We start from the raw sequence: 25,445 nt of genomic DNA on the forward strand, positions 1-25,445 counted from the left end.
AACAGACGTTAATCCGCCAGCAGGAACAGGTTGGTCGGGTTGATTGTCAGGTATGCGTGATCGGCCAGGTTGGCATTGAACTGAGACGAGTTCAGTTGCAGCAGAAGCTGTTGATCATGCCAGCGTACTGACACTTCATACATAGATCCCATGTACACTGCGCTTTCAACTACGCATTGCTGACAAGGTTCACCTTCATGGGCCAGCAAAATAGCTTCAGGACGAATACCGACCTGATAGCAGCCCTTTAGTTTGCCTTCCACCACTTTTGGATCTGCCGGAATCCGGTAGCCGTTAATCTCAATATGTTCACCGTCGTAATAGCCGGAGAAAATGTTGGCATCACCCATAAAGTTAGCCATAAACATCGATGCTGGTGACTTGTAAAGCTCATCCGGTGAACCCTGCTGCATGATATCGCCGTCTTTCATCACGATAACCGTATCAGAAACCGCGAAGGCTTCAGCCTGGTCATGGGTAACATATAACGATGTGATGTTGAATCTTTGCTGCAGTTCGCGGATCGTTTCCCGCATATTACGACGCAGGTTGGCATCAAGGTTACTCAGGGGTTCATCGAAAAGCAGCACTTTAGGTTTCAGTACCAGTGCTCGTGCCAGAGCGACGCGTTGTTGCTGGCCGCCAGAAATCTGGTCTACAAAGCGATTGCCCATCCCCTCTAGGTCAACCAGCTTTAGGGCTTCATCTACCCGTTGTTTGATCTCATCCGCCGGAAGCTTGAGCATCTTCAGCCCGTAGCCGACGTTGTCGTGTAGCGACATATGTGGGAACAGGGCATAGGACTGGAACACCATACAGATGTCACGGTGCTGGATTGATGTATTGGTGACATCCTCGCCATCGATAAAGATCTGCCCGCTGGTGGGTTTTTCCAGACCAGCTACCAGTCGAAGCACAGTGGTTTTACCGCAGCCGGAAGGGCCGAGAAGGGTAACCAGACTGCCTTTTTTGATTTCTAGATCAAGGTTGCCAATGACCGTGTTATCACCAAAGCGCTTGCAGACATTTTTTAGTACTACAAAGTTGTCGTTTGCCATGAGGAAGTTCTCCAGTTTTATTCTTGGTTGTTGGCTTTTGAGCGGGAAACACGGGCTTCGCCGACAAGGAAATCAAAAGTAAGGATGATGCCAAGCATCACGAAAATCAGGATTGAGCCGTAGGCGATAGCAATCCCGTATTCACCGTCTTCAACCCGGTTCAGGATGTATGAGGTTGCTACACGGGTTTCCGGCGTAACCAGGAAGATAATGGCACTGACGGTTGTCATCGCCCGGACGAAGCTGTAAATCAGCGTCGACAGAATTGCCGGACGCAACAGCGGGATCAGGATATGGATAATGGTCTTGAACGAGTTGGCGCGCAGGCTGAGTGACGCTTCATCCAATGATTTATCCAACTGGCCCAGTCCGGCCACCCCGGCACGAATACCCACGGGAACGTTACGCATTACCATGGAGATCACCACGATCGCTGCGGTGCCAGTGAGGTAAACCGGCGCATCGTTGAACGCCAGGATATAGGATACCCCGGCAACCGTGCCCGGAACGGCAAAGCAGAGCATGGTGGCAAATTCGATCACTTTCTTGCCGTGGAACTGTTGGCGCACCACGATATAGGCAATCAGCAGGCCGAACAGAGCGGTGATCGGCGCGGCAATACCGGCGTAGGTCATGGTGGTTATCAGCGATGGCCAGGCACCTTCGCCCATTCCCAAGCCGAACAGGTTCATGTAGTTATCCAGCGTCAGGCTGTAATCCACACCCCAGTTCACCGTGAAGCTGCCGTAAACGATGCTGCCGTAGAGCAGGACATTAAAGGCCATCCAGAAATACAGCACACCGGTGACACCGTGTTTTAGTGTTGTTGGCAGCGGCTGGACATCACCGCGGTAAGATTTACCCGAGATGGTGACGTAAGAGCGCTTGCCGATCCAGACGTACTGAACCACAAAAATTGCCAGCGAGAACAGCAGCAGAACCGCACCCAGCGTACTGGCGGAAGCGTAATCTAACTGTGCGCCTGCAATGTAGAAGTAGATTTGGGTTGCCAGCACGTCAAAGCTGCCGCCAAGTACCAGCGGGTTACTGAAGTCGGCCAGCGACTGGACAAAGATGATCAGGAACGAGTTAGCCAGCGCCGGTTTCAGCAGCGGCATCACGATTTTGAAGAAGGTTTGGTAGCGGTTGGCACGCAGGGTATAAGACGCTTCTTCAAGCGACGGGTGCAGTGATTTCATCGCACCGTCGAGGATCATGAATGACATCGGCGAGAAAGCCAGAACCTGAGCCATCCAGATGCCGGTAAAACCGTAAAGCCAATTGGTGTGTTGTAGCCCGAACCAGTCAACCATCAGCTCTGTGATATAGCCGGAGCGGCCCAGCATCAGGGTAACACCCAGACCGACTACAAACGGAGGAGTAACAATCGGCAGGATGGAAAAGATCCGGGCGATGAATGCTGAACGCTTGGCGATACGGGTGGTATAGATGGCAAAGATCAAGCCAAAGAAAGTGGCGGTGATACCGACTGATGTACCCAGGGTTATAGAGTTCAGGATGATCTGAATAATCTGCGGCCGGGTCAGGATATCGGCAAACTGCCACATTACGAAGTTGCCCATTTCGTCTTCGAACATCGGGACGAAAATGGCAATACTCGGGTAAATGATAAAGATAGTGATCAGCGAAACAATGCTGACCAGCGCACCGATAACAAAGACATCGCCACCAAGGTATTCAAGCCGAGCCAGAGCCAGGGTCATGATACTGCCGAGAGCGATGAACAAAATGATGCACGCATAGCCCATGCCCTGACCGGTATACCAGGAAGACATCAGGGTGAAGAGCATGCAGAATCCGGCATAGCCGATATCAAACTTATGGCGGGTTCTGGCGTATTTATTTTGTGGTTGAAGCGGGCGCAGCAGCAGTACCAGCGGCATGCTGAACCATAGCCACGCGATGTTCATGCCGCTCCAGCCCATGGCGTCCCTGAACTCTTGCGGAGTGGACTCGAACAGGCCGTAATCAAGGGTAAAAGCAGGCAGGAGCACGAAAGCCCCGACTAACGCAATAAGCCAGTAAAACACCGGATCACGCCGTTCTGAACTTTGGAGCTGTCTTGACGGGATGTCAGCGGCTAAGTCATTCATTGTTGGATACCAATTATATTTGTTGGTGTGTTGCTGATTTCAGGGTGCACGAAGCCCCAAGAAATCATCTTGTACTTCTCGTGTGGAGCAATGAGCAGCTGCTGTCAGCTGCTCATATTTCGGGTGAGGTTGGCGGTTATTCGCCCATCTTGACGACGTTAACCCACTTATTGATCAGACGCTTACGCTCATCGGAAGAGCCGTAAGTTTCCATGTCATAGTTGATTAGCGAAAGCTTGCTTGGATCCAGTGCGTTAGGGGACTGCTCTGCGGTGGTGTTGGTCAGGATCTGGAATGATTTACCTTTCTGCCATGCCAACTGCTGGCCTTCTTTAGACAGTACCCAGTCAACGAACAGTTTGGCGTTGTCCATGTTGCGGGCACCTTTGATGATGCTGACGCCGCCGATTTCGTAACCAGTACCTTCACATGGAGAAATCAGCTCCAGAGGGGCACCTTTAGACTGTTCCAGCGAGTAGTCATGCAGGAAGCCGATACCGATAGCAATTTCACCGCGTGCAGAGTTACGGGAAGGCGTCACACCGGATTTAGTGTACTGCGAAATGTTTTTGTCGAGTTTCTTGAAGTAATCAAACGCCTTGTCTTCATCCCAAAGCTGGATGAAAGTAGCCAGTGCGGTGTAGGCCGTACCAGAACTCTGCGGGTCAGCGATTTGGATTTCTTCTTTGTACTCAGGCTTGGTCAGGTCATTCCAGCAACGTGGAATTGGCAGGCCTTTTTCAGCAAGGCGTTCGGTGTTGACGCCGAAACCAAGGATGCCCATGTAAACAGCAGAGGAGTAGTTGCCTTTGCGTTTGGCCGGATCACGGAATTTCTCCATGATGTTGTTCAGCTCAGGCGACTTATAGGCAGCCAGCAGATCCATTTCACCAGCCTGTGATTGTGGATCCAGGGTGCCGCCGTACCAGACATCAGCGCGGGGATTCTTTCTTTCGGCCTGGATTTTTGCCAGGGTGCTGCCCGAACCGTTACGGACAAACGAAGTTTTCACGTCATACTTTTCAGAAAATGCCTTGGTTTCAGCTTCACACATGGCGTTGGTTGCGCTGCAGTAAACAACCAGACGGCCTTCTGCCATAACCTGGGGAGCTGCCATGGCTGAACCAAGAATGCAGGCTGCAAGCAGGCTGCGTTTAGTTTTTGCTTTCATTATTATTTCCTCTGCTTTTTATTGGAGCCCGATGCCAGAGTTCACAGGTAGGAAACACCGGGCTTTTACCGCCACCTTGCGGTAAATCTTTATTCGCAGGCGAAACGGTAGCGGCAGGAGGAAAGAAAGCCCTGAATGCTATAACGCAGCTACAGTTCGCTGTTGTGCTTTGATGAAAGGCAGGATCAGCAGGCCGATAGAAGCGGCGGCCAGAGTGATAACGCTGAAGAAACCTTCCCAGCTAAATTGTTCGATAATCAGTGATACCGGATAACTGGCCAGTGCTGCACCAAGGTAGCCGAACAGGCCGACAAACCCGGTGGCGGTGCCCGCGACATCTTTGTGCGAACACTCGGCGGCAGCCATTCCAATCATCATTTGTGGTCCGAAGACAAAAAATCCGATAGCAAAGAAGCATCCTGACAGTACGGCAAAGTTGTCCATCGGTGTAAGCCATAATGCCGCTACGGAAATAAAAATCCCCAGTGCAAAAATCAGGTTCATCGGTGCCCGGTTACCGCGGAAGAAACGGTCTGAACCCCAGCCGCCAAATAGTGACCCCAGAAAGCCGCCGACCTCAAACATAGAGACTGTCGTATTGGCGGTCAGCAGGTCGAAACCGTGGCGTTCGGTCAGGTATAGGTTGCCCCAGTCATTGACGGCAATCCGCACCACATAGACCAGCAAATAAGAACTGCAAAGCAACCAGATGTATTTATTGCCGACTACATACGTAGCCAGGATCTGGCGGAAACTGAGCCCTTTCCCTTCCTGCTCCTGTTGCAGCTCCAGCTCATCGTTGCGCCATTGCCCGACGGTTGGCAGCCCCATGGTGGAAGGCTTGTCCCGCATGTGGAAACAGAGCATCAGGCCAACCATGATCCCGACTGTTCCCGGGATGATAAATCCGTAACGCCAGCCCCAGTTGAGGGCGGCAAAGCCGATAAACAGCGGAACCAGCGCACCACCTAAGTTGTGGCAGGTGTTCCATATTGACCACCAGAAACCCCGTTCGGAACGTGAGTACCAGGTAGTGAGCAATTTGGCACAGGGCGGCCAGCCCCAGCCCTGAAAAAAGGCATTTAAAGTCCAGAGCACTGCGAATACCGCCAGTGAGGAACTCATACCAAAGCAGATATTAATCAGCCCGGTTGCCATCAGTCCCAGCCCCATGAAATAACTGGGATTGGACTGGTCACTCACCATGCCGGAAATAAATTTTGAAATTCCGTAAGTGATGTAAAACAGGGTGCCGAGAAAACCGATATCGGAGTGAGTCAGACCGAGATCCGCCAGCATAGCCGGCATGGCGAAATTCAGGCTTTTTCGGGTGAAATAAAATACCCCGTACCCGATATACATCGAGAACATCAAATGCAGCCGCCAGTGCTGGTAAGTGGCATCAATCCGCTGTTTATCCGTTATCGTTTGCGCGGGTTGAGCTGATGTCAGAAAGCCCATCATGACGGTGTGTTCTCCCTGTTGCTGAATAGATAGTAAGTAAATGAATGGAGAAATGAATGAGACAGGATTTTAAACACCTAGGAAAAATTCCTAGTTATCTTCACTGCTTGGTATTTTTGTGGGCAAGTTAACAATAAACCGGGTGCCGTTTCCTGACTGAATGGAAAAACTGCCGCCCAGTGCGCTGACCCGCTCTTCGATTCCCCTGAGTCCCTGTCCTTTGTTACGCCAGTCCTGCGGCAGGCCACAGCCGTTATCGCGTAACTCCAGACTGAAGGTGGAGCCGGGCATCAGGCTGAGATGAACCGAAGTGGCGTTGGCGTGTTTGCTGACGTTATTGAGCAGTTCCTGGATGATGCGGTACAGGGTGACAGCAGTAATGTCATCGAGTTTATGGTTGGCAATACCGATATTGAGCTGGAAGTCGATTTGGCGTTCGGCAAATTTCATTTCCTGAGCCAACTGGCGCAGGGCATTTTCCAGTCCAAGTTCATCAAGGATTTGCGGGCGCAGTTGGGTGAGCAACTGGCGGGTAGAACGGTGTATCCGCATTGAAAGCGAGTGAATTGCTTCGGCAATGTTTTTGGTGTTGTCTTCCTGCGTAGTGCGGTCGGCCAGCATCGCCTGGATCTGAATGGCTGTGATGTTCTGACCGATCTCATCATGCAGTTCGCGGGCAACGGATTTGCGGATATCTTCTTCAACCTTTACCAATTGGCGGGCGAGTTGCTGTTTATTGTTTAACTCTCGGGCCAGCTCGCTGTTTACCATTTGTAATTGCTGTGCAAGCAGGTATTGACGACTGATGGCAATGCCAAGCCCCAAGCCAACCAGGGCTTGGGTGGTGATAAAGACTTTCAGCTCCATGTCACTGGAAAATGCACCGGACAGCTGGCGGGCACTGGTAAGTAAGATACTGTTCATCACTGCCGCCAACACACCGCCCTGCCAGCCGTAGCGGTAGGCCATGAAGATATTGGGCAGCAGCATGATCAGCAATACCAGAGGTTCAAGCTGTTCAAGGAAAGTCAGTTCGGCGATAAGCCCGATAGTGAAAAAGCCGATTGACCACAGCAGGGCTGACGGACGAATGGTTATTTCCTGGTGGATCAGAGTGGGTGTCAGTGGCAGCCAGGTTTTGTTGAGGTAGTCATAAAGCAGGTAGCAAAACGGAACTAACAAGATCCCGCCGGTAATTGCGGTAATAGTGGCAGAAAAGACATAACCGGCCGGAAGACTCATGGGCTTGCTGAGCAGCATTGTTATCAGGCCGATTGCCATTCCATGAACCAGAACCAGTCCGATAAGCGCCAGTAATCGCTGCCAGTATGTTTTTAGCTGTTGCCAGACTCCGGAAAAAGGCAGGATCAGGAAATAACCGATAAAAGGTGTGAGGAACAGAAGCTGGTCATGGGGCTGGCTGTCGAGAATAGAGAGAAGCCAGCCGCTGATGGCCAGCTCGCAGCTAAGGAACAGCAACCAGAATCTGCGCGGAGTCAGCACTTGTACCGCCAGCTTTAATCCCGCGGGAAGAAACAAAGCGGCCAATAGCAGATCCGGGGAGAGATAATTGCTGATGCTCCACAAACAAAACCAGCTAATGGTAAAAAGAACAGAGGCAAAGGCATAAGAAAAACAGTTGCTGGAAATTTGGTTTTCAGTCGTCATTATTCAACCAGCAATTTGTGCTGCAAGGCGTAGCGAATGAGTTCAACATTGTTCGACAGGCCGAGTTTGCCTAGGATATTGGCACGGTGAACATGAATGGTTTTATGACTGATAGTCAGTTCGGCAGCAACTTCTTTGACCCCTTTGCCCTGGACGAGCAGATCGAATACTTCCCGTTCCCGTTTGGTCAGTTCATCCAGTTCTTTCGGCGCAGTCGGTGCATTACTGAGGTTAAAGAGGGCATCTGCGCACAGATAACGGTCTCCGGCGGCGACGGTCCGGATTGCGGTCACCAGTTCACCGGGGCCGCAACGCTTAGACAGATAGCCGCTGGCTCCGGCTTCAATGGCCTTACTGACAAAAGAGGCTGAATCGTAAATGCTGAGAACAATAGCCCGAAAAGCGGGGTTGTTCTTTCGCAGGCGCTCCAGCAGGCTCAGCCCGCTTTCGTCCGGCATGGAAATGTCTATCACCGCAACATCAATATCAGTGCGTGAAAGGGTGGCATAAGCTTCTTTTGCAGAGCTGAATTCGCCTTTTACTTCTATATCCTGTTCGACATTAAGCAATTGGGCAAAGCCGGAACGCACCATAATATGGTCATCGACCAGGGCGACAGAAATCATGTCCTCATCCTTTTTTATTGAATTATTCGCCGTTGATTGGTTCGGCGTATTTTTATATTTGATGAGGCTGTGATTATCGGCGCGAAATCGATTTCAGATCCAGTGGCTAGGTCGCAAACTTTGAGAACAAAAATAAAGCGTGATGGCCACCACCATGTCCGATGGGGGGTGATGATGATGGGTGCATCTAAGTTGTTTACTGATACTTGGCTTAGATTTTCGTTAAGATAAACATATGGTAACCAAACTCATTAGCAAACTGTGTACAAATGTTTACTTCATGTTTGATGTCTTTTAGTGCTGCAGAATCAGACATATCAGGTTCAAGCTCAGTCACTCGTTCACCTAAGGCGCCATAGTAGTTCAACCAGGCTTCTTCGCTCTGAGGAAAATGTTCAACAATTTGATACCCAGCTTCCTTCATTTGCTCAATACGTGTTGTTACTGATTGAATATCTGGATACTCTCGGTTCCAAAACTCAACAGACTCTCTACTTGGAGTATCAGTTCGCCAAACCATGTCACTGATCATCAGATAACCTTGTTCGCATAAGAATGGCTTCCATCCGGTTAGTGCTTTTTCGATACCCATGATGTATGCACTTCCTTCGGCCCAGATAAGGTCAAAACACTCCTTGGCAAAAGGCAAGTTTGTCATGCTGGCACAAACGGTTTCTATTCGCTCTGAGAGACCTTGTTGTTCAAATCGTTGTGCTAGCCGATTGAGTGCAGACTGCTCGTTATCGAGAGCGGTAATTTTGGCCTCGCTATTTTCAGCCAGCACCCTGGTTGCTAACCCTTTACCACAGCCAACTTCTAGTATGCTACTTGTTGCTTTTGGTGTCAGTGAAAGCGCTTTTCGTGTATCACTATCACTACCTGGCCCCCAACGTTCTAGCTTTTCGAAAACCTTCATAAAGTCGGCCATATATAAATCGTGTTCGTTCATGTCTTTTGATAACCATCTCAGTCGCAAAGCTTCTTTTTCACTAAAACCTTGCTTTATTAACCAATCTAGATGAGCATCTGGAGCCAGTTTATCTAAATTTTCGTGCCATGCTTTAAGGTCACTTTCACCAAGCATGGCTGCAAGTAGATATCGTGACTCCTGCTTTCGCTCTATCTCTTCATCAAGCGCCTTAAGCCGCTTTTGCAATAGCTGCTTATCAACTTTTGCCTCGAGACATACTTTGCATTCTTTTAGTGTTAATCCGCCAGCCAGTAATTGCTGAATCAAACGGACACGTTGTAGATCTTCGTCACTGTAGACACGATAGCCGTTTTCAAGCTTTCGTCCTGAGATAAGCTTTTGTTTTTCATAATAAAGTAGTGCAGTTCGCGATAGCCCTACTTTCGCTGCAAACTCAGATATCTTATACACAATGATAAGTCCTATATCCGTTGATGGTTAAAGACCTTAAACTATAAAGCTGTAGACAGGTCAATAAGTAATTATGCTTAAGATACAGAAATTTTGGTTCATAAGTATCTTGAAGCAACCTTTCAGATCTAGTTACACATCCTTCTTTTAAAACCGCTTGTTTAAATCTCAACAAATCCGTATTAGCAATTTCGTAAGTTCTGTGTCCCAACCGTTCGATTTTTTCATCTCATTGTTTATCTCTTTTTTCTCAATTCTATTTCTTTTGATACATCCGGGCATTGTCAGCCATAGCGAGTTCGCTATTTATCTTTTTATCGAAATGTGAATTCGATGTTGCTGGTTTTTTGACCTGTATCAATGGAATTTACTATTACCCCTTTAGAGGTATGCACAGGAGGAATTATTGGTATTAACAATAGATTAAGCCCTGTTTTTTATGTGTGTATTAGAAGCTAATTGATGGCTAACCAGCTTGAATATAAGAGAAAAGAATAAAAACAAGTTTGTGTTTTTAAGTGCCTGTTTTTCAAGGTTTACGAATTTTTAGCTGGTGGAAGCCTGAAAGATAGAAAGGGAGTTTTATCAATGGATGAATACCAAGTCTGCAGCCTGGTTGTGTTAACCGCACCGGAACAGACGGGATCAGTCAAGCTGGCAATTGAAAAGCTGGAGGGAGCAGAAGTACCGGTATGCAATGAAGCAGGAAAAATGGTGGTGGTGCTGGAAGGGGATAGCAAGGACGGGTTGGCTGAACGCTTTAAACAAATCCAATTATTGCCCGGCGTTATTGCCGTCACTTTGGTGTATCACCAGGAAGATGGAACATCTGAGCTGAAGGAAGCAAATAATGAAAGTCAGTAGACGTAGTTTCTTAAAGGCCAATGCAGCAGCGGCCGCAGCGACGGCCGCAGGGCTGACGATACCTGTGTCTGTTGCCCGTGCTGCTGGCGAAGACAAGGAAGTGAAGTGGGATAAAGCCCCGTGCCGTTTCTGTGGAACAGGTTGTAGTGTGCTGGTCGGTACCCAGAATGGCCGGGTTGTTGCCTCGCAGGGTGACCCGGATGCGCCCGTTAACAAAGGACTGAATTGCATCAAGGGCTATTTCTTGCCCAAAATCATGTACGGTAAAGATCGTCTGACTCAGCCGTTGTTGCGCAAGACCGACGGGGTGTATGACAAAGACGGCGAATTTACCCCGGTCAGCTGGGATGAGGCTTTCGATGTGATGGCCGACAAGTTCAAGCAGGCACTGAAAGAAAAAGGGCCGACATCTGTCGGTATGTTCGGTTCTGGCCAGTGGACGGTGTGGGAAGGCTATGCGGCGGCGAAATTGTATAAGGCCGGATTCCGCTCTAACAACATTGATCCCAATGCCCGCCACTGTATGGCGTCGGCGGTGGTCGGTTTTGGTCGTACGTTCGGTATGGATGAACCGATGGGTTGCTACGATGATCTGGAGCATGCTGATGCCTTTGTGCTGTGGGGCTCCAACATGGCCGAAATGCACCCGATTCTATGGACCCGACTGACAGACCGTCGCTTGTCGTCAGATAAAGTGAAAGTAGCTGTGCTGTCGACCTTTACTCACCGCAGTTACGAGCTGGCAGATAATCCGATCATTTTCACTCCGCAGACAGATCTTGCCATTCTTAACTTCATCGCCCATTACATTATTTCCAACAACAAGGTAGATAAGGCGTTCCTCGAAAAGCACGTCAATATCCGCAAGGGCGACACGGATATCGGCTATGGTTTGCGTCCGACTCACCCGCTGGAAAAAGCGGCTAAGAATCCGGGCAGCAAGAAGTCAACGCCGATGACGTTTGATGAATATGCCAAGTTCGTTTCTACCTATACCGCTGAATATACCTCTGAGCTGTCCGGCGTTCCGGTTGACCAGCTCAACGAACTGGCAGAGTTGTATGCTAACCCTGATGTAAAGGTTGTCTCTTACTGGACCATGGGCTTTAACCAGCATACCCGTGGTGTCTGGGCCAATAACCTGGTTTACAACATTCACTTGTTGACCGGGAAAATCTCTAAACCCGGCTGTGGTCCGTTTTCATTGACCGGTCAGCCTTCGGCCTGTGGTACGGCGCGTGAAGTTGGTACGTTTGCCCACCGCCTGCCGGCAGACATGGTGGTGATGAATCCTAAGCATCGTGAAATGTGTGAAACCAAGTGGAAGATTCCGGCCGGTACGATTCCGCCGAAACCTGGCTATCACGCTGTGCTTCAGGATCGAATGCTTAAAGACCGCAAGCTGAATGCTTACTGGGTAATGTGTAACAACAATATGCAGGCCGGTCCGAATATTAATGAGGAACGACTGCCGGGGTACCGTGACCCTGAGAACTTTATTGTCACTTCAGATCCATATCCGACTGTAACTGCCATGGCTTCCGACCTGATTCTACCGACCGCAATGTGGGTGGAAAAAGAAGGGGCTTACGGTAATGCCGAGCGCCGTACACAGTTTTGGCACCAGCAGATTTCTGCGCCGGGAGAGGCGAAATCCGATCTATGGCAGCTGATGGAGTTTTCCAAACGCTTCAAGGTAGAGGAAGTCTGGCCGGCAGATCTGATTGCTAAAAAGCCAGAGTTGAAAGGTAAGACATTGTTCGAGGTGCTGTTCAAAAACGGCAATGTTGATAAATACAGTCTGAATGAACTTGCGGCAGATCAGCTCAATGATGAATCTCGCCACTTCGGCTTCTATGTTCAGAAAGGTCTGTTTGAGGAGTATGCCTATTTCGGTCGCGGCCATGCCCACGATTTGGCTCCGTTTGATATGTATCACCAGTCTCGCGGCCTGCGCTGGCCTGTCGTCGACGGTAAGGAAACCCTGTGGCGTTATTCCGAAGGCTATGACCCTTATGTGAATAAGGGCGAAGAGTTTGCCTTCTACGGTAAGCCGGACAAGAAAGCGGTGATTTTCGCGCTGCCTTATGAGCCGCCTGCAGAAGCACCGGATAACGAGTATGACCTCTGGTTGTCGACCGGACGGGTTTTGGAGCACTGGCATACCGGGTCAATGACCCGACGGGTGCCGGAATTGTACCGTTCGTATCCGGATGCTGTGGTGTACATGCACCCGCTGGATGCCAAAGAGCGTGGTTTACGTCGTGGTGACGCGATCAAGATTGTATCCCGTCGCGGCGAGGTTCTGAGCCATATTGAAACACGTGGTCGTAACCGGGTACCGCAGGGACTGGTCTTTATGCCATTCTTCGATGCCGGCCAGCTGACAAACAAGCTGACACTGGATGCGACAGATCCGCTTTCCAAAGAAACCGACTTCAAGAAATGTGCGGTGAAAGTGGTTAAAGCGTAACGGACTAGGAACAGAGTGATGAAGACTCCGCGCGGAAATATGTCAGACAGTCGGCGGCGCTTCTTAAGGGATGCGGTGCGAACTGCGGTGGGTGTTGGTACAGCGGCAACAGTCCTGGGTCTGCAAAGCAGGCAGAGTCAGGCGGATGATGCCAGTGTGCCGGTTCGCCCGCCCGGAGCGCTGGATGAGCCTGATTTCCTTCAGGCTTGCTTGCGCTGTGGCTTGTGTGTTCAGGCATGTCCTTACGACACCCTGAAGCTGGCGACACTACTGTCGCCGGTGGCTGCCGGAACACCGTATTTCACGGCGCGGCAGATACCGTGCGAGATGTGTGAAGACATTCCTTGTGTCGTTGCCTGCCCGAGCGGCGCTCTCGATCCGGCACTCACTAATATTGATGATGCCCGGATGGGAACGGCTGTACTGATTGACCATGAAACCTGCCTTAACTGGTTGGGATTGCGCTGTGATGTCTGCTATCGGGTCTGTCCTCTCATCGATGAAGCCATCACGCTTGAGCCAATCCGCAACAAGCGAACCGGCTACCACGCGAAGTTCATACCTACCGTGCACTCCGATGTCTGTACTGGTTGCGGAAAATGCGAGCAGGCCTGTGTATTGGATGAAGCGGCAATCAAAGTTGTACCGACTGCACTGGCGAAAGGTCAGATGGGACAGCACTACCGCCTGGGCTGGGAAGAAAAAGCCGAGCATGGCGGTAGTCTGGTACCGGAAGAGCTCAAGTTGCCTGTGCGTCAGCCGGATAACCCCGGGGGAGGTCAATAATGGCTAAGCGTTTTGCGAAAAACCGTGCTCAAGATGCCGGCAAAGCGGCTGTTAAGTCTCTGGGCTGGTGGAAGGCACACCGTTTTCTGCTGCTGCGCCGTAGTTGCCAGTTGTTGATTATCGGCCTGTTTATGGCCGGACCGACCTTGGGAGTACTGCGGGGAAACCTGTCATCGAGCACCTTGTTCGATACGGTGCCGATGACAGATCCATTGTTGTTGCTGCAAACCCTGGTGTCCGGGCATCTGCCTGAGCTGACTGCGTTAGTGGGCGGGTTGATTGTGGTGGTGTTCTATGCCGTTATCGGCCCCCGTGTTTTTTGCGGTTGGGTTTGTCCACTAAATATGGTGACTGATCTGGCAGCCTGGTTAAGGCGAAAGCTGGGCATCAAAGTGAGTTATCGCTGGTCGCCACGTTTGCGTTACTGGCTGTTGGCAGTATTGCTGTTGGGGAGTGCTGTATCCGGCACCGTGTTGTGGAGCTGGATTGATCCTGTTGCTGCGTTGCACCGGGGGCTGGTATTCGGGCTGGGAGCCGGTTGGATCCTGATCCTGATGGTGTTCCTGCTGGACTTGCTGCTGGTGGAACACGGCTGGTGCGGGCATTTGTGTCCGCTTGGTGCAGCCTACGGGGTCATAGGTAGTAAGAGCCTGATGAGGGTAACGGCAACGAATCGGGAAGCGTGTAACAAGTGTATGGATTGCTTCAATGTTTGTCCTGAGCCGGAGGTATTGCGCCAACCATTGAAGGAAGGCGATCGCCGGGTTATGAGCCAGGACTGCATCAGCTGCGGGCGCTGCATCGACGTCTGTTCCGAAAGGGTATTGGAATTTAAAACAAGAATTGGAGCCAAATATGAAGGGTAAGTTTGTTGTGTCTGTGCTGCTCGCGGCCGGTGTCAGCGTTGCGGCCTTCGCCGAGGTTACCTCGTTACGCGGCGATCAGGAAATTGGAGCGAACAACGAGGTGGCAACGATTAAACAGGTGCCGAAAAAACAGGATCGCCTGGCGTTAGATTATGTCAATCAGCCGCCGCTGATCCCACACTCAACCGACCAGGTGCAGGTTAATCCGAGCAATAACGGCTGCCTAGAATGTCATGATGTCGATAAGTACCGCAAGGCGGGAGCGCCGCGGGTGAGCCCGACGCACTATATGGACAGGGATAACAAAATGCTGGGCGATGTCGCTCCCCGTCGTTATTTCTGCCTTCAGTGCCATGTCACTCAGGCGGATGCCGCTCCTCTGGTCGAGAACACCTTTGAGCCTGCCGGTAAATTCGGTGAATAAGGAGGGCAGCATATGGGAATTAAGCTACCGGGCTTCATTCAGCGTTTCTGGAGCTGGTTCAGAAAGCCCAGCCATCTTGCGGCAGGCAGCCTCCTGACCGGCGGTATTATTGTCGGTATCGTTTTCTGGGGTGGATTTAACACCGCGATGGAAATGAGTAATCAGGAGCAGTTTTGTATCAGCTGCCATGAAATGGAAAACAACGTTTACCAGGAATACGTCGGGACCGTGCACTACAACAACCGTAGTGGGGTGAGGGCGACCTGTCCTGATTGTCATGTACCTAAGGAGTGGGGGCCGAAAATGGTGCGTAAGATCCAAGCCAGTAAAGAGCTTTATGCCAAAGTGCTTGGAATTGTCGATACACCGAAAAAGTTTGAAGAACACCGGTTTGAAATGGCTTCCCGTGAGTGGGAGCGGATGAAAGCGAATGATTCGCAGGAGTGCCGCAATTGCCACAATTTCGAATATATGGACTTCACAACCCAGAAACCTGTGGCGTCGAAGATCCACGATGAAGCCGAAGATCAGGGTAAAACCTGTATTGACTGCCACAAGGGGATCGCTCATCAGTTACCTAAAGGGCATAAAATCGAAAAAGCAATTTAATACGATGACCATGAAATATTGTTGAGTTGATGTCTTTTTTTAAACCTTCTCCCCTCGTAAGCGTTTGCTTTCGGGGGGATTTTTTATGTGTGCTTTGATTAACGAATGAGGGGATTTTGTTCGATTTGCTTGATGTGCGATCGATTGCTTAAAAAAAGTCTGCATATTGTGATTTTGGTTCCGGCTTTTGTGGGAAAGATCAACTCATCTCTGTACGGATTACGTTACCTTACGCCCGAACTGGCCTGTTTTTGTCCATTATTAGATTAAGAAATGTCCACAATCGATTGAGATGATGTGCCTGTGAATTCAAAAGTGAACTTAAATGAGATGTTATTAATTGAGTCTCAGTATGGTGTTGTAATCCATAGGGATTTCAAACCGTTGTATGCGGATGATAACTACGCGCATTATTTTGGCTACGAAAGCGGAGAGAATATTTTGTCGATGGCGAGTATCTTGCCGCTGATTGCGCCGCAGGAGCAGCAGAACGCCGTGGAATCCTATCAGGCTGTTATGTCCGGTAAAGAACGACCAGGAGTGCGTACTTACCGCAACATTGATAATCAGGGTAGTGAGCTTATTGTTCTCTCCGTAGATCATGTTGTGGATTGGGAAGGACAGCCTGCGATGCAGGTGACAATTATCGATCTCCGTCACCATGTTGAGACACAGCGGCAGCTCAGGGCAAGTGAAGAACGTTATCGCGCACTTGTTGACGGTTCAATTCAGGGGATTCTGGTTCACAAAAATTTCAGGCCGTTGTTTTGTAATGAAGCTTATGCACAGATGCAGGGTTTTTCGAATGCTCAGGAACTGATGGAGCATGGCTCTATCCTGCCGCTTATTGACATGGAGCATCATCCACAAGCCTACAGCGATAATCTTCAACTGCTGGTCGGTGAAAAAGAAGCCATCAAAACGGAAGCGAAAGGGGTTCGCACTGATGGTTCAACGGTATGGTTGAGTTTGTTGTCACGCCCCATCATATGGAATGGAGAGCAAGTGGTGCAGGTAACGGCAATGGATATAACCGAGCAGCAGTTGCTAAAGGAGAGGTTGGAGCATCGCGCCAATTTCGACGGCCTCACCAACTTGCTGAATCGCCGTGCGACAATGGAACTGCTTGAAAAACAGTTCGAGTTTGATAAGCGCAACGGTAATGATATGTGCTGTATTTTGATTGATTTTGATGACTTCAAACTAATTAACGATTGCTATGGTCATCACGTTGGAGATCAGGTGCTTAAACTGTTTGGTAAGACCTGTAAAAAGAGTATTCGAAAGAGTGATTTTATTGGTCGCTGGGGTGGGGAAGAGTTTGTGATGGTACTGCCACGGACAGCCATAGATCAGGCGGCTTTTATTGCTCGCCGTATTTCTAAATGTATCAGCGAACAACGTGTTGAAGTCGGTGAGCATACACTCAGCTTTACTGTCAGTATGGGGGTTGCCGCGATGACTGAAAATACAACGTCAGCGGAACAAATGATTAATGCTGCGGATAAGGCACTTTATCAGGGTAAGAAGCAGGGAAAGAGCTGTGTAGTTATTGCGGCTTAGCTGTTTTATTCAAATATATTAATTAATGAAGGGCAGGTTGCTATTGGCAATCTGCCCTTTTAGTTAGGAAAGATTATTAAACTTCAGTCTTCTGTACTTTTTGGGATAGCTTGCCTTCAAACTGAATCAGAGATTCACGTTTGAGCAAGTTAAGAAATGCATTGAATGACTCAATCTGATCCGGCCTGACTGTTTGTTCCGGAATTGCCAGCTCGGTTGTCAGCAACAGTTTTCCGTCAGGTTTCAGGAAAACTTGGCGATGCATGGTTCCGAAGTCATGTTCAAAGTTCAGAATGGCCGGCGTGTTAGTAATTTTCCAGATCTTATTGGTGTCGTACAAAAACTCAGAGCGCACTTTCAGTCCAGGAAAATGTTCACTGAACTGCTTGTTCGACAGCTTCATTATTTCCAGCTCATTTTTAAGCCATGCATCGTTTTCTTCATAAGTCAGCTCAGTGTTGGTATTGAGGAATGGGCGGAGAACGGCATCAGAATAAACCGCCAAATCAGCCGTCATAGCATTCAGGTCAGGAATATCAAAAGATGGTTCGGCATAGGTCGAAACCTCATTCTGATATTGGGCTGTCAGCCACTCAGTCTGCCCTTTAGCTGTTTTGTTCAAAAGCAGGCCACGCATGGATGAGGCGTATTCACCATGATAGTGTCGCTCCTGATGCTCAGTTTGTCCGCCCTCACTGTTGAATTTGATTTGGGTGCTGATATCCATTTGCCAGCGGTAGCGGCTGTTATTAATGATGGTCGGCATTTGTGCTGGTTTCAGTGGCAGCGCAACTTTGTTCTGAATCCAGGATGGCGTGTATTGCCAGTTGGTGTCTTGATCTGTTGCGTCAAGGCAGTATTGGATTCCAAGGCGATCAAAACACACCACGACATGATCGAAATATCGCATGGTTGGAATACTCAGCACATTCGGTGACGTGCGATCGGAGGCGATTAACGTCAGGTATGGGTGAATGCCGATATGGCGAAGCAGTGCAGCCAACAGCATGGATTTGTCTTTGCAGTCGCCGTAACGATTTTTGATTACTGAAGCAATGCTGTGCGGAGTGATAGCATGACCAAGCTCAGACATGGAGACATAGCGGATATCCCTCGCGACGAACTCGTGAATGCGGCTGATCTTCTCATCAGTTGTTTCTGTGCCGGGAAGAATACGATCAAGCAGTGTTTTAGCTCCTGATGTGTCTTTCAGTGCCTGATGCATAGCGGCGTTGGAGGTATCGATTACCTGTTGCCAGTTTTGCAGTTCACCGATCGCTATCTGGTCGATATGATCCCGCCAGTAGATATTCGAATCCCCTTCGAAAGCCGGAATGTTTGAACCTGAGCAGCGCATGCGGTTGGAGCTGCCTTCACACTCCACATTATGGCTACTTGATGACCAGTGAAGCTTATGTTTGGCAGGCCACTGAACAGACAGTTCAAAAGTGGTAATCGGGTAATTTCGTTGCGAGTAGAATATCTCAGACCAGTCGGCTTCTTGTTTGCTGAGATCACGGTCAATTTGATATTCGAGAACGGTTAAGCTGCCATCAGACAGGCCGGGAATGGTGAGAACGACTTCTTTGCTATCAGAAAAACTACGGTAGTTGTCGGTATCCAGCACTTGCGCTGAAGATGGAGTAAGTGAAGTGACCACGCCGTGCTTGTCGATCGATGCGGCAGACAGTAGCGTTAGTTTCTCCATTTTCTCATTGAAGTAAATAGAGTGATCACCGTGGTTTTCGACATCCCGGGTGGTCGGGTAGTACCAGAGTTCACGAATATGCTGAGTCACTCTATCTTTTTTGAAGCGGATGTCATTGGCCAGCATCACCAGAGAGACTTCATCCGGGCGGTGTTCTCGGCTGCGATAAGCGTCAGCTGTATCAAACAGTCTTCCGCTTTCAGAAAGTTTCCACTCAATGGCCTCTTGGGCTGTGGCTTGGCTTGTGGTTAGCAGAGCGGTCAGACACAAAAACAGACGAAGGTTCATTTTCATAAAGGTCTAAACTCCTTCGCCATTTTTTTAAAGTTGTCTGCGCGTTCGCGGTAAGAATATTTCGGAGCTGTGAGGTGGCCGATCAGTTCATAAAGATCATCGCCATGTTCAAAAATTGTCATAGTGTAGAGTAGCGGATCGCCCAGCGACTTACCTTCACAAGTGACATAAGTAATGACGCTCATCTTGGTTGGAGCCAGTCTCCGCTCTTCACGGCATTGCATGCCTGGCTCATCTTCCTGAACTATCTGGATTCGTTCTCGGACTTTGTTATTCAGCGTGTCTTGATTGGTATATTTGAAAACAATGAAATAAGAGCCTTCTATTTTTCCTGCCAACTCCAGTTTCGCTTCACCGTCAGAAAAGCTGCCAATCTCAACTTGTCGCCAGCCTGAACCATGAATCGGCAGCTGGAAGTGATTTTCCGTTGAAGCAAAGATACTGTTGTCAGTCAGCGGTTTGATTTCTTGAATCAGGTATGGGGAGACAGATGAATAAATGGCGAGGCACAGCACAATAGGAAACATAGGGATGATAACCAGCCATTCTTTCCAGCTGTAGCCGGATGATTTTCCTTTGAACTGAATATTGTCGTACTTTGATGCGCACTTATGCTTGATGGCATTAAAGCGCTTACTGAGTATACAGAATAATCCGGACCAGATTATCAGGGCGAGGAAATCGACCCAGCCAGGCAGAGCAAACTTTGATGAGACCCAAAACAAGGTGGTCACAGAAATGAGGGATACTGCCCAAAGCCTGAAAGTGGTCACTGAATAATTGATACCCAGCTTGTTTTCCAGTTCTTTAAGATGCTTATTGAGCGTAGGACAGGCAAAGAGCTGGACAAGAATAAAGTTAGGGACAAATAACCAGAGCCATGGCTTAAAAGGGTGACGGCTTAACAGTCTCATCTCTTTTATTCGGGCAACCATCCAGAAACAGGTATAGATACCAAAGGTGCTGAAATGAAGGAAAAACTCCCACCACGGAGAGCGTATAGCCCGAATTTCAATGCTGGAAAACGGAAGGTTGTGATCCGGACTCAGTTGATTTTCTGGTGTTTGAACCGTTCCTGCTGTTGCGGTTTCTGCGACTGTCGTATCAGGAATCGATGAGGCGTTGTGAGTCATGGGTGAAGATAAAGCCTTAAGCAATAAAGTGCTGATGTGAAACTGTGGGCATCGATGTTATCAATCAAACACTCAGATGTGAATCTGGTTGATGTGCAGTTGTGAAGTCACTGAGTGAAACTTGTAATAACTGAGGATGCAGATGTATCGAGATAAAAAACAGCTATTGAAGTAAAGTTACTGATGAATAAGGTACAAGGTATAGCGATATAGTTGTGAGCAGGTCGGGGAAATGTGGCATGTGCGGAATAAGCGAGGTTCCTGTTCCGTTGTTCCGTAACTCGCTTATCCGCACATAGGTAAAACAGGACAGTGCCAGCCTAAGAGTCGATAGCCGGACTACAAAGCTGAGAAGAATGCAAGCTTGTGAGAGTGCAGCTGTCCTGTTCTGGTGATGAGTATAGGTTGACAACTGCATATTAATTTAGTGATATTTGGACGTTTTTTGGGATAATTTAGACATTCTGTACCACGCTTTTTCCTTATGTCCGCATCAGAACTATTAAATTCGCTTCATAGCTCAAACAATCGCCATCCTGACGTCAGATTTTTGCTTCTGCCTCTGCCTGATTTCAACATGCTGCCATTTGGCGGCTTTCTCGATAAGCTCCGTTTGTCTGCTGATGAGGAAGATCACAGCCAGCAGCGTTATTGCACCTGGGATATTGCCGGGCTGGAGCCGTCAATGATCACATCAAGTTGTGGTGTGTCGGTGGCGGTGCAGAAGACAATCGATGAGATTGAATTGGCTAACTATGATTACCTGGTGGTGTTCGGTGGGCGAAGCGCGCGGGGCAGTCTGGAACAGACAGGTCAGTACAGTCATGTGCTGCGTAAGGCTGCGGCCAGAGGTGTCGCTCTGGTCAGTATTGATAATGCCTGCTTTTTGTTTGCTGCATCCGGTCTGCTCAATAACCACAGTGTTGCCATGCATTGGCGTCATGTGCCGGAGTTCAGGACTATTTTTCCCCGCATTGATATCCGTACCGAGCTGCTTTATTGCATTGATCGTAACCGGATCAGTTGCGCCGGTGGCCGGGCGGCCATTGATTTGGCGGTGGAACTGTTGTCGCGCCATTGTGGCCGGACAAGAGCGCAGAAAGGCTTGGCGGATATGTTAGTCGATGAGGCGCGCGGGCAACTTCACCAGCTGAAATCTCTTGATGAAGAGTCACGTATCAATACCACAGCCGGACGCCATGTCGGTCGGGCAATAAGTTTGATGCGACAGCTATTAGCTGAACAGAAAACCGTGGATGAACTGGCCGATACGTTGGCCATCAGCCGACGGCAGCTTGATCGTCTGTTTAAAGACCATTTTGGTAAAACTGCGCGTGAATATTGGGCTGAAATGCGAATGCAGCATGTTCATTGGCGGATCGTCAATTCCGCTCATAGCTTGCAATATCTGGCTGATGAAGTCGGAATTCAGGATGTCAGCTACCTTTGCAAGGTATTCCGTAAGCGCTTCGGCCTCAGTCCGAATCAGCTCCGGAAACAAGATATGCCGGGCATAACGCCGAAGCTATAACTCGTCCAGATTATCCAGGCAGTATCGGGCTCGATTCAGTACTTTTTGCTGTTGCTCATCAGTGAGTTGATCCCAGCTTCGGTAGATCATTCCAACTCGTGGGTTGCGGGTCAGACGTTTTTCATGAGTGTGAAGAAAATGCCAGTAAAGGCTGTTGAGCGGGCAAGCGTTATCTTCGGTTTTGAGTTTGACGTTGTAGTGGCAACCGGCGCAATAGTCACTCATTTTGTTGATGTAGTTACCGCTGGCAGCATAAGGTTTGGTGGCAACAATCCCGCCGTCGGCAAACTGGGTCATGCCGCGTACGTTTGGCATCTCAACCCATTCAATGGCATCAATGTAAATCCCTAAATACCAGCGATCCACTTCATTCGGGTCAATCCCTGTCAGCAGGCAGAAATTACCGGTAACCATCAGGCGTTGAATATGATGGGCGTAAGCATAATTCAGCGATTGGTTGATGGCGGCTTTCATGCAGGCCATTTTTGTCTCGCCGGTCCAGAAGAATTCCGGCAAAGGGCGATTTGCCCCCAATTCATTTTGTAGTTGGTAATATGGCATGTTCCCCCAGTAGACACCGCGGATGTATTCTCGCCAGCCGAGGATCTGCCGGATAAAGCCTTCAACTTGAGCTATATCTATCTCGCCATCAGAGTCGTGCCATGCGTCCAGAGCTGCCTGTATAACCTGCATTGGATGGAGTATTTTGCTGTTCAGTGCAAAAGAGAGCCGGGAGTGATACAGGCTCCATTGGTGATCACTTTTTCCGGTCATTGCATCCTGGAATTGACCAAAACGGGGAAGTCCGTAGCGGCAGAACCAGGCCAGTTGCTCGATAGCTTGCCCGCGGGTGACGGGCCAGAGAAGATCATCGGTCGTGGTTCCGATTGTTTTTACTTGATGTCGTTCAAGTCTGTCCCTGATGTCACGAATCGGATTACTGAATATAAGCGGAGCCGGTATCTCAGCAATATCGTCAGGCTTGAGTTTGTTGCGGTTCTGCTTATCAAAATTCCATTTGCCACCAACAGGCTTGCTGTCGGACATCAGGATGTCAAAGCGTTTTCTCATTCGGCGGTAGAAATGCTCCATCAGGATATGTTTGCCCTGAGGGAACTGCTCCATCAATTCCGAGTAAGGCAAAAGGAAGTGCTCACTATCGTATTCATGTATGGTTATAGCGGAAGGCAGCTTAAGGGTATGGAGTTGTTCATACAGCCTGTATTCGTCCGGTCGCTGAAACTCAAAGTGACAGATACCGTATTGCCCACAAAGTGAATTAAGTAGTGCCGGAAGATCTGCGTAGCCTTGGGTATAATCAAGAGTCAGATACAAAACATGATGTTCGGCTTGAGACAGGGCATTGGCGAAGTTGGCCATGGCCGAGAAAAAGGCGCAAACTTTTTGGATATGATGCCGGACATAATCCGTTTCCTGTTTCAGCTCGGCAATAACATAGAGTGTGCTGTCATCTTTTTCTTTATACCAAGTGTGAGAAGCATTGAGCTGATCCCCGAGTATCAGCCGCAATGTCTGATATTGTTTGTTTATCGACATCCTACTTTTCCTTGTTATGAACAGGCTCGTTACGTTTGTTGCCTGACTTCCACACGGGTTACTATCACCCGCTTTTTTTACTCGTAACTTCTGCCCTTTCCAACTACTAACTAATAGCGCCTATTTTATCGGCCAGTCAGCAGCATCGACGGCATCAAGGTTGCCGTCATTCTCATTCCCTCTCCATTTACGGATAAAGGATTGCTCGGGATCATAGAGTTCAGTTTGTTTTAACAGATTGAAATGACGGTGCTCTTTCGGATCGGCACCGACTCCGGCGAGGTACTGCCAGTTTCCCCAGTTAGAAGCTACATCGTAATCAATAAGTTGTTGTTCGAAGTAAGCGGCACCGTAGCGCCAGTCAAGGCTGAGTTCGTTAACCAGGCAACTGGCAACCAGTTGGCGTCCCCGGTTAGACATAAAGCCGGTCTGGTTTAGCTGGTTCATGCAGGCATTGACGATGGGGTATGGGGTATTGCCGTGACACCAGCGCTTAAAACGCTCCGGGTAAAAGCTGGTATTGGGCGATTTGTTTTTGATGCCCTTGAAGCGAAACAGCTTCTGCTGATGGTTGTGGGAATACCATTGGAAGTATTCTCGCCATAGCAACTCAAACTTGATCCATTCTGTAGACGAGTTTTGCTCGACTTGTTGGTGGTAGATTTCAAGACGTTCGATAAGCGTTCGTGGCGAGAGACACCCCAAAGCCAGCCAGGGAGATAATTTCGTTGAATTTTCCCAGCCGTCCAGGGCATTTCGGGTGAGTTTGTAATGGCTAGGGTGGCGACTGGCAAAATAAGCCGTTAGGTGCGACAGTCCTGCTTCTTCCCCGCCGGTAAATTCGGATGAGTGATGAGTCAGCAAGGGACTGATGACATCAAACTTTGGCAGAGTATTCGGTGGTGAAGGTAGCGATGTTAGTCTTCGCATGGGTTTCTGGATCGGGTGGTTTTCAACCTGCTTGCGGAACTTGGAGAAAGTAGGTGGTAGATCTTCAATATCGAAAGGTAACTCCGGTTGGTCAAAAAGGGTATGGCTTGCGACCGTTGTAAACTGCAAATACGGATAACGTTTCTTAAGGATCTGCCAGCTCTGGTTTTCATAAAATCCGGCATGCTGGCTGCGATAAAGTGCAGATACATTATATTGGGTGATTAGCTCCGGCAGGATGTTGAGCGGGTGATCAAGCAGAATAACCAGATGCTGTCGGCATTGGTTTAGCTGACGGTTTAAGTCGGTTAATGATTGCAACAGGAATTGCTGACGCTGAGTGCCGAGCTGAGTGACAGAATACGGCAGCATGTTTGCTTTGTGCTGGGGCAGGCAGTAGATGCAGATCAGTTCGTTGACCTCCTTTGCCGCCAGTGCCAGCGCCGGATTGTCATGCAGCCGTAAGTCATTTTGAAAAAGGAATAACCCCGTAACCATAGCTTTCAGTTAGTTATCAATACATAAGTTAACTATAGCTCGGGGCGGAGTTGCTTATTGTGCTGATTCTGAATTTAGCTTTTTGATGATTTTTGCCGGGGAGCCACCAACCAGGGTATCCGGCGGAACATCACGGGTGACCACAGAGTTCGCAGCAACGACAGAGCGGGCACCGATAGTGACACCCTGGCAGATCACCACCTGACCGCCGATCCAGACATCATCTTCGACAGTGATCGGTTTACAGGTGGTTTCCCAGCGCTGGCGGCTCTGGTAATCCAGTGAATGGGTCGGTGTATAAAACTGGGCGTTGGGGCCGATCAGTACGTTGTTTCCGATATGGATTTCGGTGTTATCCAGCATGGTCACACCCATATTGAGGAAGGTGTTACTGCCGATGTGAATGGTTTTTCCGAACTCGCACAGGAAAGGCGGGGTAACAATACTCCCTTTCCCCAAAGAGCCGAGAAGCTCCTCTAGCAACTCCTGCATCTTATCGCCCGGGTTATTGTTGATTTGTTGCTTGAGGGAGGAGGCATTGTCCCTGATAGCGCAGATCTCGGGATCCAGACCATTGAAATCTTCACCGTTAATCATCTTTTCGAATTCTGTCATGACGTTACCTGAAATTTCGGTTGGGTCGAACTGGGTAAGGTAATCATTCCGGATTGGAATGGATAAATCGCTAGTTGGTTTTATAGCCTTGTTCAAATAAAAAAACCGGGCC

At 49.2% G+C, this 25,445-nt stretch carries 20 protein-coding genes; 8 read left to right on the top strand and 12 right to left on the bottom strand.

What is annotated here, in order from left to right; translation table 11 throughout:
- Positions 1–8: 8 nt before the first annotated feature.
- The 7 genes from fbpC to C942_RS05905 all read right to left on the bottom strand — a co-directional run bounded on the left by fbpC (position 9) and on the right by C942_RS05905 (position 9,482).
- The gene (fbpC, locus tag C942_RS05875; protein WP_007463565.1) at positions 9–1,058 is read right to left on the bottom strand and encodes a ferric ABC transporter ATP-binding protein; all 1,050 of its coding nucleotides are present in this window, start codon (positions 1,056–1,058) and stop codon (positions 9–11) included.
- Positions 1,059–1,075: 17 nt separating this feature from the next.
- Entirely contained in the window at positions 1,076–3,172 is a 2,097-nt protein-coding gene (locus tag C942_RS05880; RefSeq protein ID WP_036798886.1) for an ABC transporter permease, read from the bottom strand.
- Positions 3,173–3,308: 136 nt separating this feature from the next.
- Entirely contained in the window at positions 3,309–4,343 is a 1,035-nt protein-coding gene (locus C942_RS05885) for an ABC transporter substrate-binding protein (RefSeq protein WP_007463569.1), read from the bottom strand.
- A gap of 138 nt (positions 4,344–4,481) precedes the next feature.
- Positions 4,482–5,807 carry an MFS transporter gene (gene uhpC / locus C942_RS05890; protein ID WP_007463571.1) on the bottom strand — a complete coding sequence of 442 codons (1,326 nt, stop codon included), beginning with the start codon at positions 5,805–5,807 and terminating at the stop codon, positions 4,482–4,484.
- A gap of 90 nt (positions 5,808–5,897) precedes the next feature.
- Positions 5,898–7,475, bottom strand: coding sequence for a signal transduction histidine-protein kinase/phosphatase UhpB (gene uhpB, locus C942_RS05895; RefSeq protein WP_007463574.1), 1,578 nt, complete (start codon positions 7,473–7,475; stop codon positions 5,898–5,900).
- Positions 7,475–8,101, bottom strand: a complete 627-nt coding sequence (locus C942_RS05900) for a response regulator (RefSeq protein WP_007463576.1) — start codon at positions 8,099–8,101, stop codon at positions 7,475–7,477. Before C942_RS05900 ends, uhpB begins: the two co-directional genes overlap by 1 nt.
- Before the next feature lie 211 nt (positions 8,102–8,312).
- Positions 8,313–9,482, bottom strand: a complete 1,170-nt coding sequence (locus C942_RS05905; protein WP_007463578.1) for a MerR family transcriptional regulator — start codon at positions 9,480–9,482, stop codon at positions 8,313–8,315.
- Positions 9,483–10,070: 588 nt separating this feature from the next.
- On the opposite strand from C942_RS05905, the gene C942_RS05910 reads away from it, so the two are divergent.
- The 7 genes from C942_RS05910 to C942_RS05940 all read left to right on the top strand — a co-directional run bounded on the left by C942_RS05910 (position 10,071) and on the right by C942_RS05940 (position 17,067).
- Positions 10,071–10,346: a chaperone NapD gene (locus C942_RS05910; RefSeq protein WP_007463581.1), complete on the top strand. Its 276-nt coding sequence runs from the start codon at positions 10,071–10,073 to the stop codon at positions 10,344–10,346.
- A complete protein-coding gene (gene napA / locus C942_RS05915) occupies positions 10,333–12,819 on the top strand; it encodes a nitrate reductase catalytic subunit NapA (protein WP_007463583.1) in 2,487 nt (828 codons plus the stop codon). The genes C942_RS05910 and napA overlap by 14 nt, the downstream gene beginning before the upstream one ends.
- 18 nt (positions 12,820–12,837) lie before the next feature.
- Positions 12,838–13,605 (top strand): ferredoxin-type protein NapG, encoded by a 768-nt coding sequence (gene napG / locus C942_RS05920; protein WP_036798892.1) that lies wholly within the window; start codon positions 12,838–12,840, stop codon positions 13,603–13,605.
- Entirely contained in the window at positions 13,605–14,471 is an 867-nt protein-coding gene (napH, locus tag C942_RS05925) for a quinol dehydrogenase ferredoxin subunit NapH (RefSeq protein ID WP_007463586.1), read from the top strand. Before napG ends, napH begins: the two co-directional genes overlap by 1 nt.
- Entirely contained in the window at positions 14,461–14,895 is a 435-nt protein-coding gene (locus C942_RS05930; RefSeq protein WP_007463588.1) for a nitrate reductase cytochrome c-type subunit, read from the top strand. Before napH ends, C942_RS05930 begins: the two co-directional genes overlap by 11 nt.
- Before the next feature lie 18 nt (positions 14,896–14,913).
- Positions 14,914–15,504: a cytochrome c-type protein NapC gene (gene napC, locus C942_RS05935; protein WP_036799087.1), complete on the top strand. Its 591-nt coding sequence runs from the start codon at positions 14,914–14,916 to the stop codon at positions 15,502–15,504.
- A gap of 330 nt (positions 15,505–15,834) precedes the next feature.
- Entirely contained in the window at positions 15,835–17,067 is a 1,233-nt protein-coding gene (locus tag C942_RS05940) for a sensor domain-containing diguanylate cyclase (RefSeq protein WP_007463591.1), read from the top strand.
- Between the two features lie 76 nt (positions 17,068–17,143).
- On the opposite strand, the gene C942_RS05945 is transcribed toward C942_RS05940, so the two are convergent.
- The gene (locus C942_RS05945; protein WP_007463593.1) at positions 17,144–19,069 is read right to left on the bottom strand and encodes a DUF3857 domain-containing transglutaminase family protein; all 1,926 of its coding nucleotides are present in this window, start codon (positions 19,067–19,069) and stop codon (positions 17,144–17,146) included.
- Positions 19,066–20,202, bottom strand: a complete 1,137-nt coding sequence (locus C942_RS05950) for a hypothetical protein (protein ID WP_007463595.1) — start codon at positions 20,200–20,202, stop codon at positions 19,066–19,068. The genes C942_RS05945 and C942_RS05950 overlap by 4 nt, the downstream gene beginning before the upstream one ends.
- A gap of 484 nt (positions 20,203–20,686) precedes the next feature.
- Here C942_RS05950 and C942_RS05955 point away from each other — a divergent pair, with 484 nt between their 5' ends.
- Positions 20,687–21,733 (top strand): GlxA family transcriptional regulator, encoded by a 1,047-nt coding sequence (locus C942_RS05955; RefSeq protein ID WP_051035736.1) that lies wholly within the window; start codon positions 20,687–20,689, stop codon positions 21,731–21,733.
- Here the strand turns inward: C942_RS05955 and C942_RS05960 are convergent.
- From C942_RS05960 to C942_RS05970, 3 genes are all read right to left on the bottom strand, one after another.
- Positions 21,728–23,290 carry a cryptochrome/photolyase family protein gene (locus C942_RS05960; RefSeq protein ID WP_007463600.1) on the bottom strand — a complete coding sequence of 521 codons (1,563 nt, stop codon included), beginning with the start codon at positions 23,288–23,290 and terminating at the stop codon, positions 21,728–21,730. The two genes, C942_RS05955 and C942_RS05960, sit on opposite strands and share 6 nt — an antisense overlap.
- 120 nt (positions 23,291–23,410) lie before the next feature.
- The gene (locus C942_RS05965) at positions 23,411–24,718 is read right to left on the bottom strand and encodes a DASH family cryptochrome (RefSeq protein ID WP_007463601.1); all 1,308 of its coding nucleotides are present in this window, start codon (positions 24,716–24,718) and stop codon (positions 23,411–23,413) included.
- A 54-nt stretch (positions 24,719–24,772) separates the two neighbouring features.
- The gene (locus C942_RS05970) at positions 24,773–25,333 is read right to left on the bottom strand and encodes a sugar O-acetyltransferase (RefSeq protein ID WP_007463603.1); all 561 of its coding nucleotides are present in this window, start codon (positions 25,331–25,333) and stop codon (positions 24,773–24,775) included.
- Positions 25,334–25,445 lie beyond the last annotated feature (112 nt).

Origin of the sequence: Photobacterium marinum (assembly GCF_000331515.1) — a bacterium.
Taxonomy (GTDB): Bacteria; Pseudomonadota; Gammaproteobacteria; order Enterobacterales; family Vibrionaceae; genus Photobacterium; species Photobacterium marinum.

Coding starts and splice junctions, on each gene's coding strand:
- C942_RS05880 (WP_036798886.1), bottom strand. CDS start 3,172: ATGAATGACTTAGCCGCTGACATCCCGTCAAGACAGCTCCAAAGTTCA.
- uhpB (WP_007463574.1), bottom strand. CDS start 7,475: ATGACGACTGAAAACCAAATTTCCAGCAACTGTTTTTCTTATGCCTTT.
- C942_RS05960 (WP_007463600.1), bottom strand. CDS start 23,290: ATGTCGATAAACAAACAATATCAGACATTGCGGCTGATACTCGGGGAT.
- C942_RS05885 (WP_007463569.1), bottom strand. CDS start 4,343: ATGAAAGCAAAAACTAAACGCAGCCTGCTTGCAGCCTGCATTCTTGGT.
- C942_RS05940 (WP_007463591.1), top strand. CDS start 15,835: ATGTTATTAATTGAGTCTCAGTATGGTGTTGTAATCCATAGGGATTTC.
- C942_RS05910 (WP_007463581.1), top strand. CDS start 10,071: ATGGATGAATACCAAGTCTGCAGCCTGGTTGTGTTAACCGCACCGGAA.
- C942_RS05900 (WP_007463576.1), bottom strand. CDS start 8,101: ATGATTTCTGTCGCCCTGGTCGATGACCATATTATGGTGCGTTCCGGC.
- napA (WP_007463583.1), top strand. CDS start 10,333: ATGAAAGTCAGTAGACGTAGTTTCTTAAAGGCCAATGCAGCAGCGGCC.
- C942_RS05950 (WP_007463595.1), bottom strand. CDS start 20,202: ATGACTCACAACGCCTCATCGATTCCTGATACGACAGTCGCAGAAACC.
- fbpC (WP_007463565.1), bottom strand. CDS start 1,058: ATGGCAAACGACAACTTTGTAGTACTAAAAAATGTCTGCAAGCGCTTT.
- C942_RS05945 (WP_007463593.1), bottom strand. CDS start 19,069: ATGAAAATGAACCTTCGTCTGTTTTTGTGTCTGACCGCTCTGCTAACC.
- C942_RS05930 (WP_007463588.1), top strand. CDS start 14,461: ATGAAGGGTAAGTTTGTTGTGTCTGTGCTGCTCGCGGCCGGTGTCAGC.
- C942_RS05965 (WP_007463601.1), bottom strand. CDS start 24,718: ATGGTTACGGGGTTATTCCTTTTTCAAAATGACTTACGGCTGCATGAC.
- C942_RS05955 (WP_051035736.1), top strand. CDS start 20,687: ATGTCCGCATCAGAACTATTAAATTCGCTTCATAGCTCAAACAATCGC.
- uhpC (WP_007463571.1), bottom strand. CDS start 5,807: ATGATGGGCTTTCTGACATCAGCTCAACCCGCGCAAACGATAACGGAT.
- napG (WP_036798892.1), top strand. CDS start 12,838: ATGAAGACTCCGCGCGGAAATATGTCAGACAGTCGGCGGCGCTTCTTA.
- C942_RS05970 (WP_007463603.1), bottom strand. CDS start 25,333: ATGACAGAATTCGAAAAGATGATTAACGGTGAAGATTTCAATGGTCTG.
- napH (WP_007463586.1), top strand. CDS start 13,605: ATGGCTAAGCGTTTTGCGAAAAACCGTGCTCAAGATGCCGGCAAAGCG.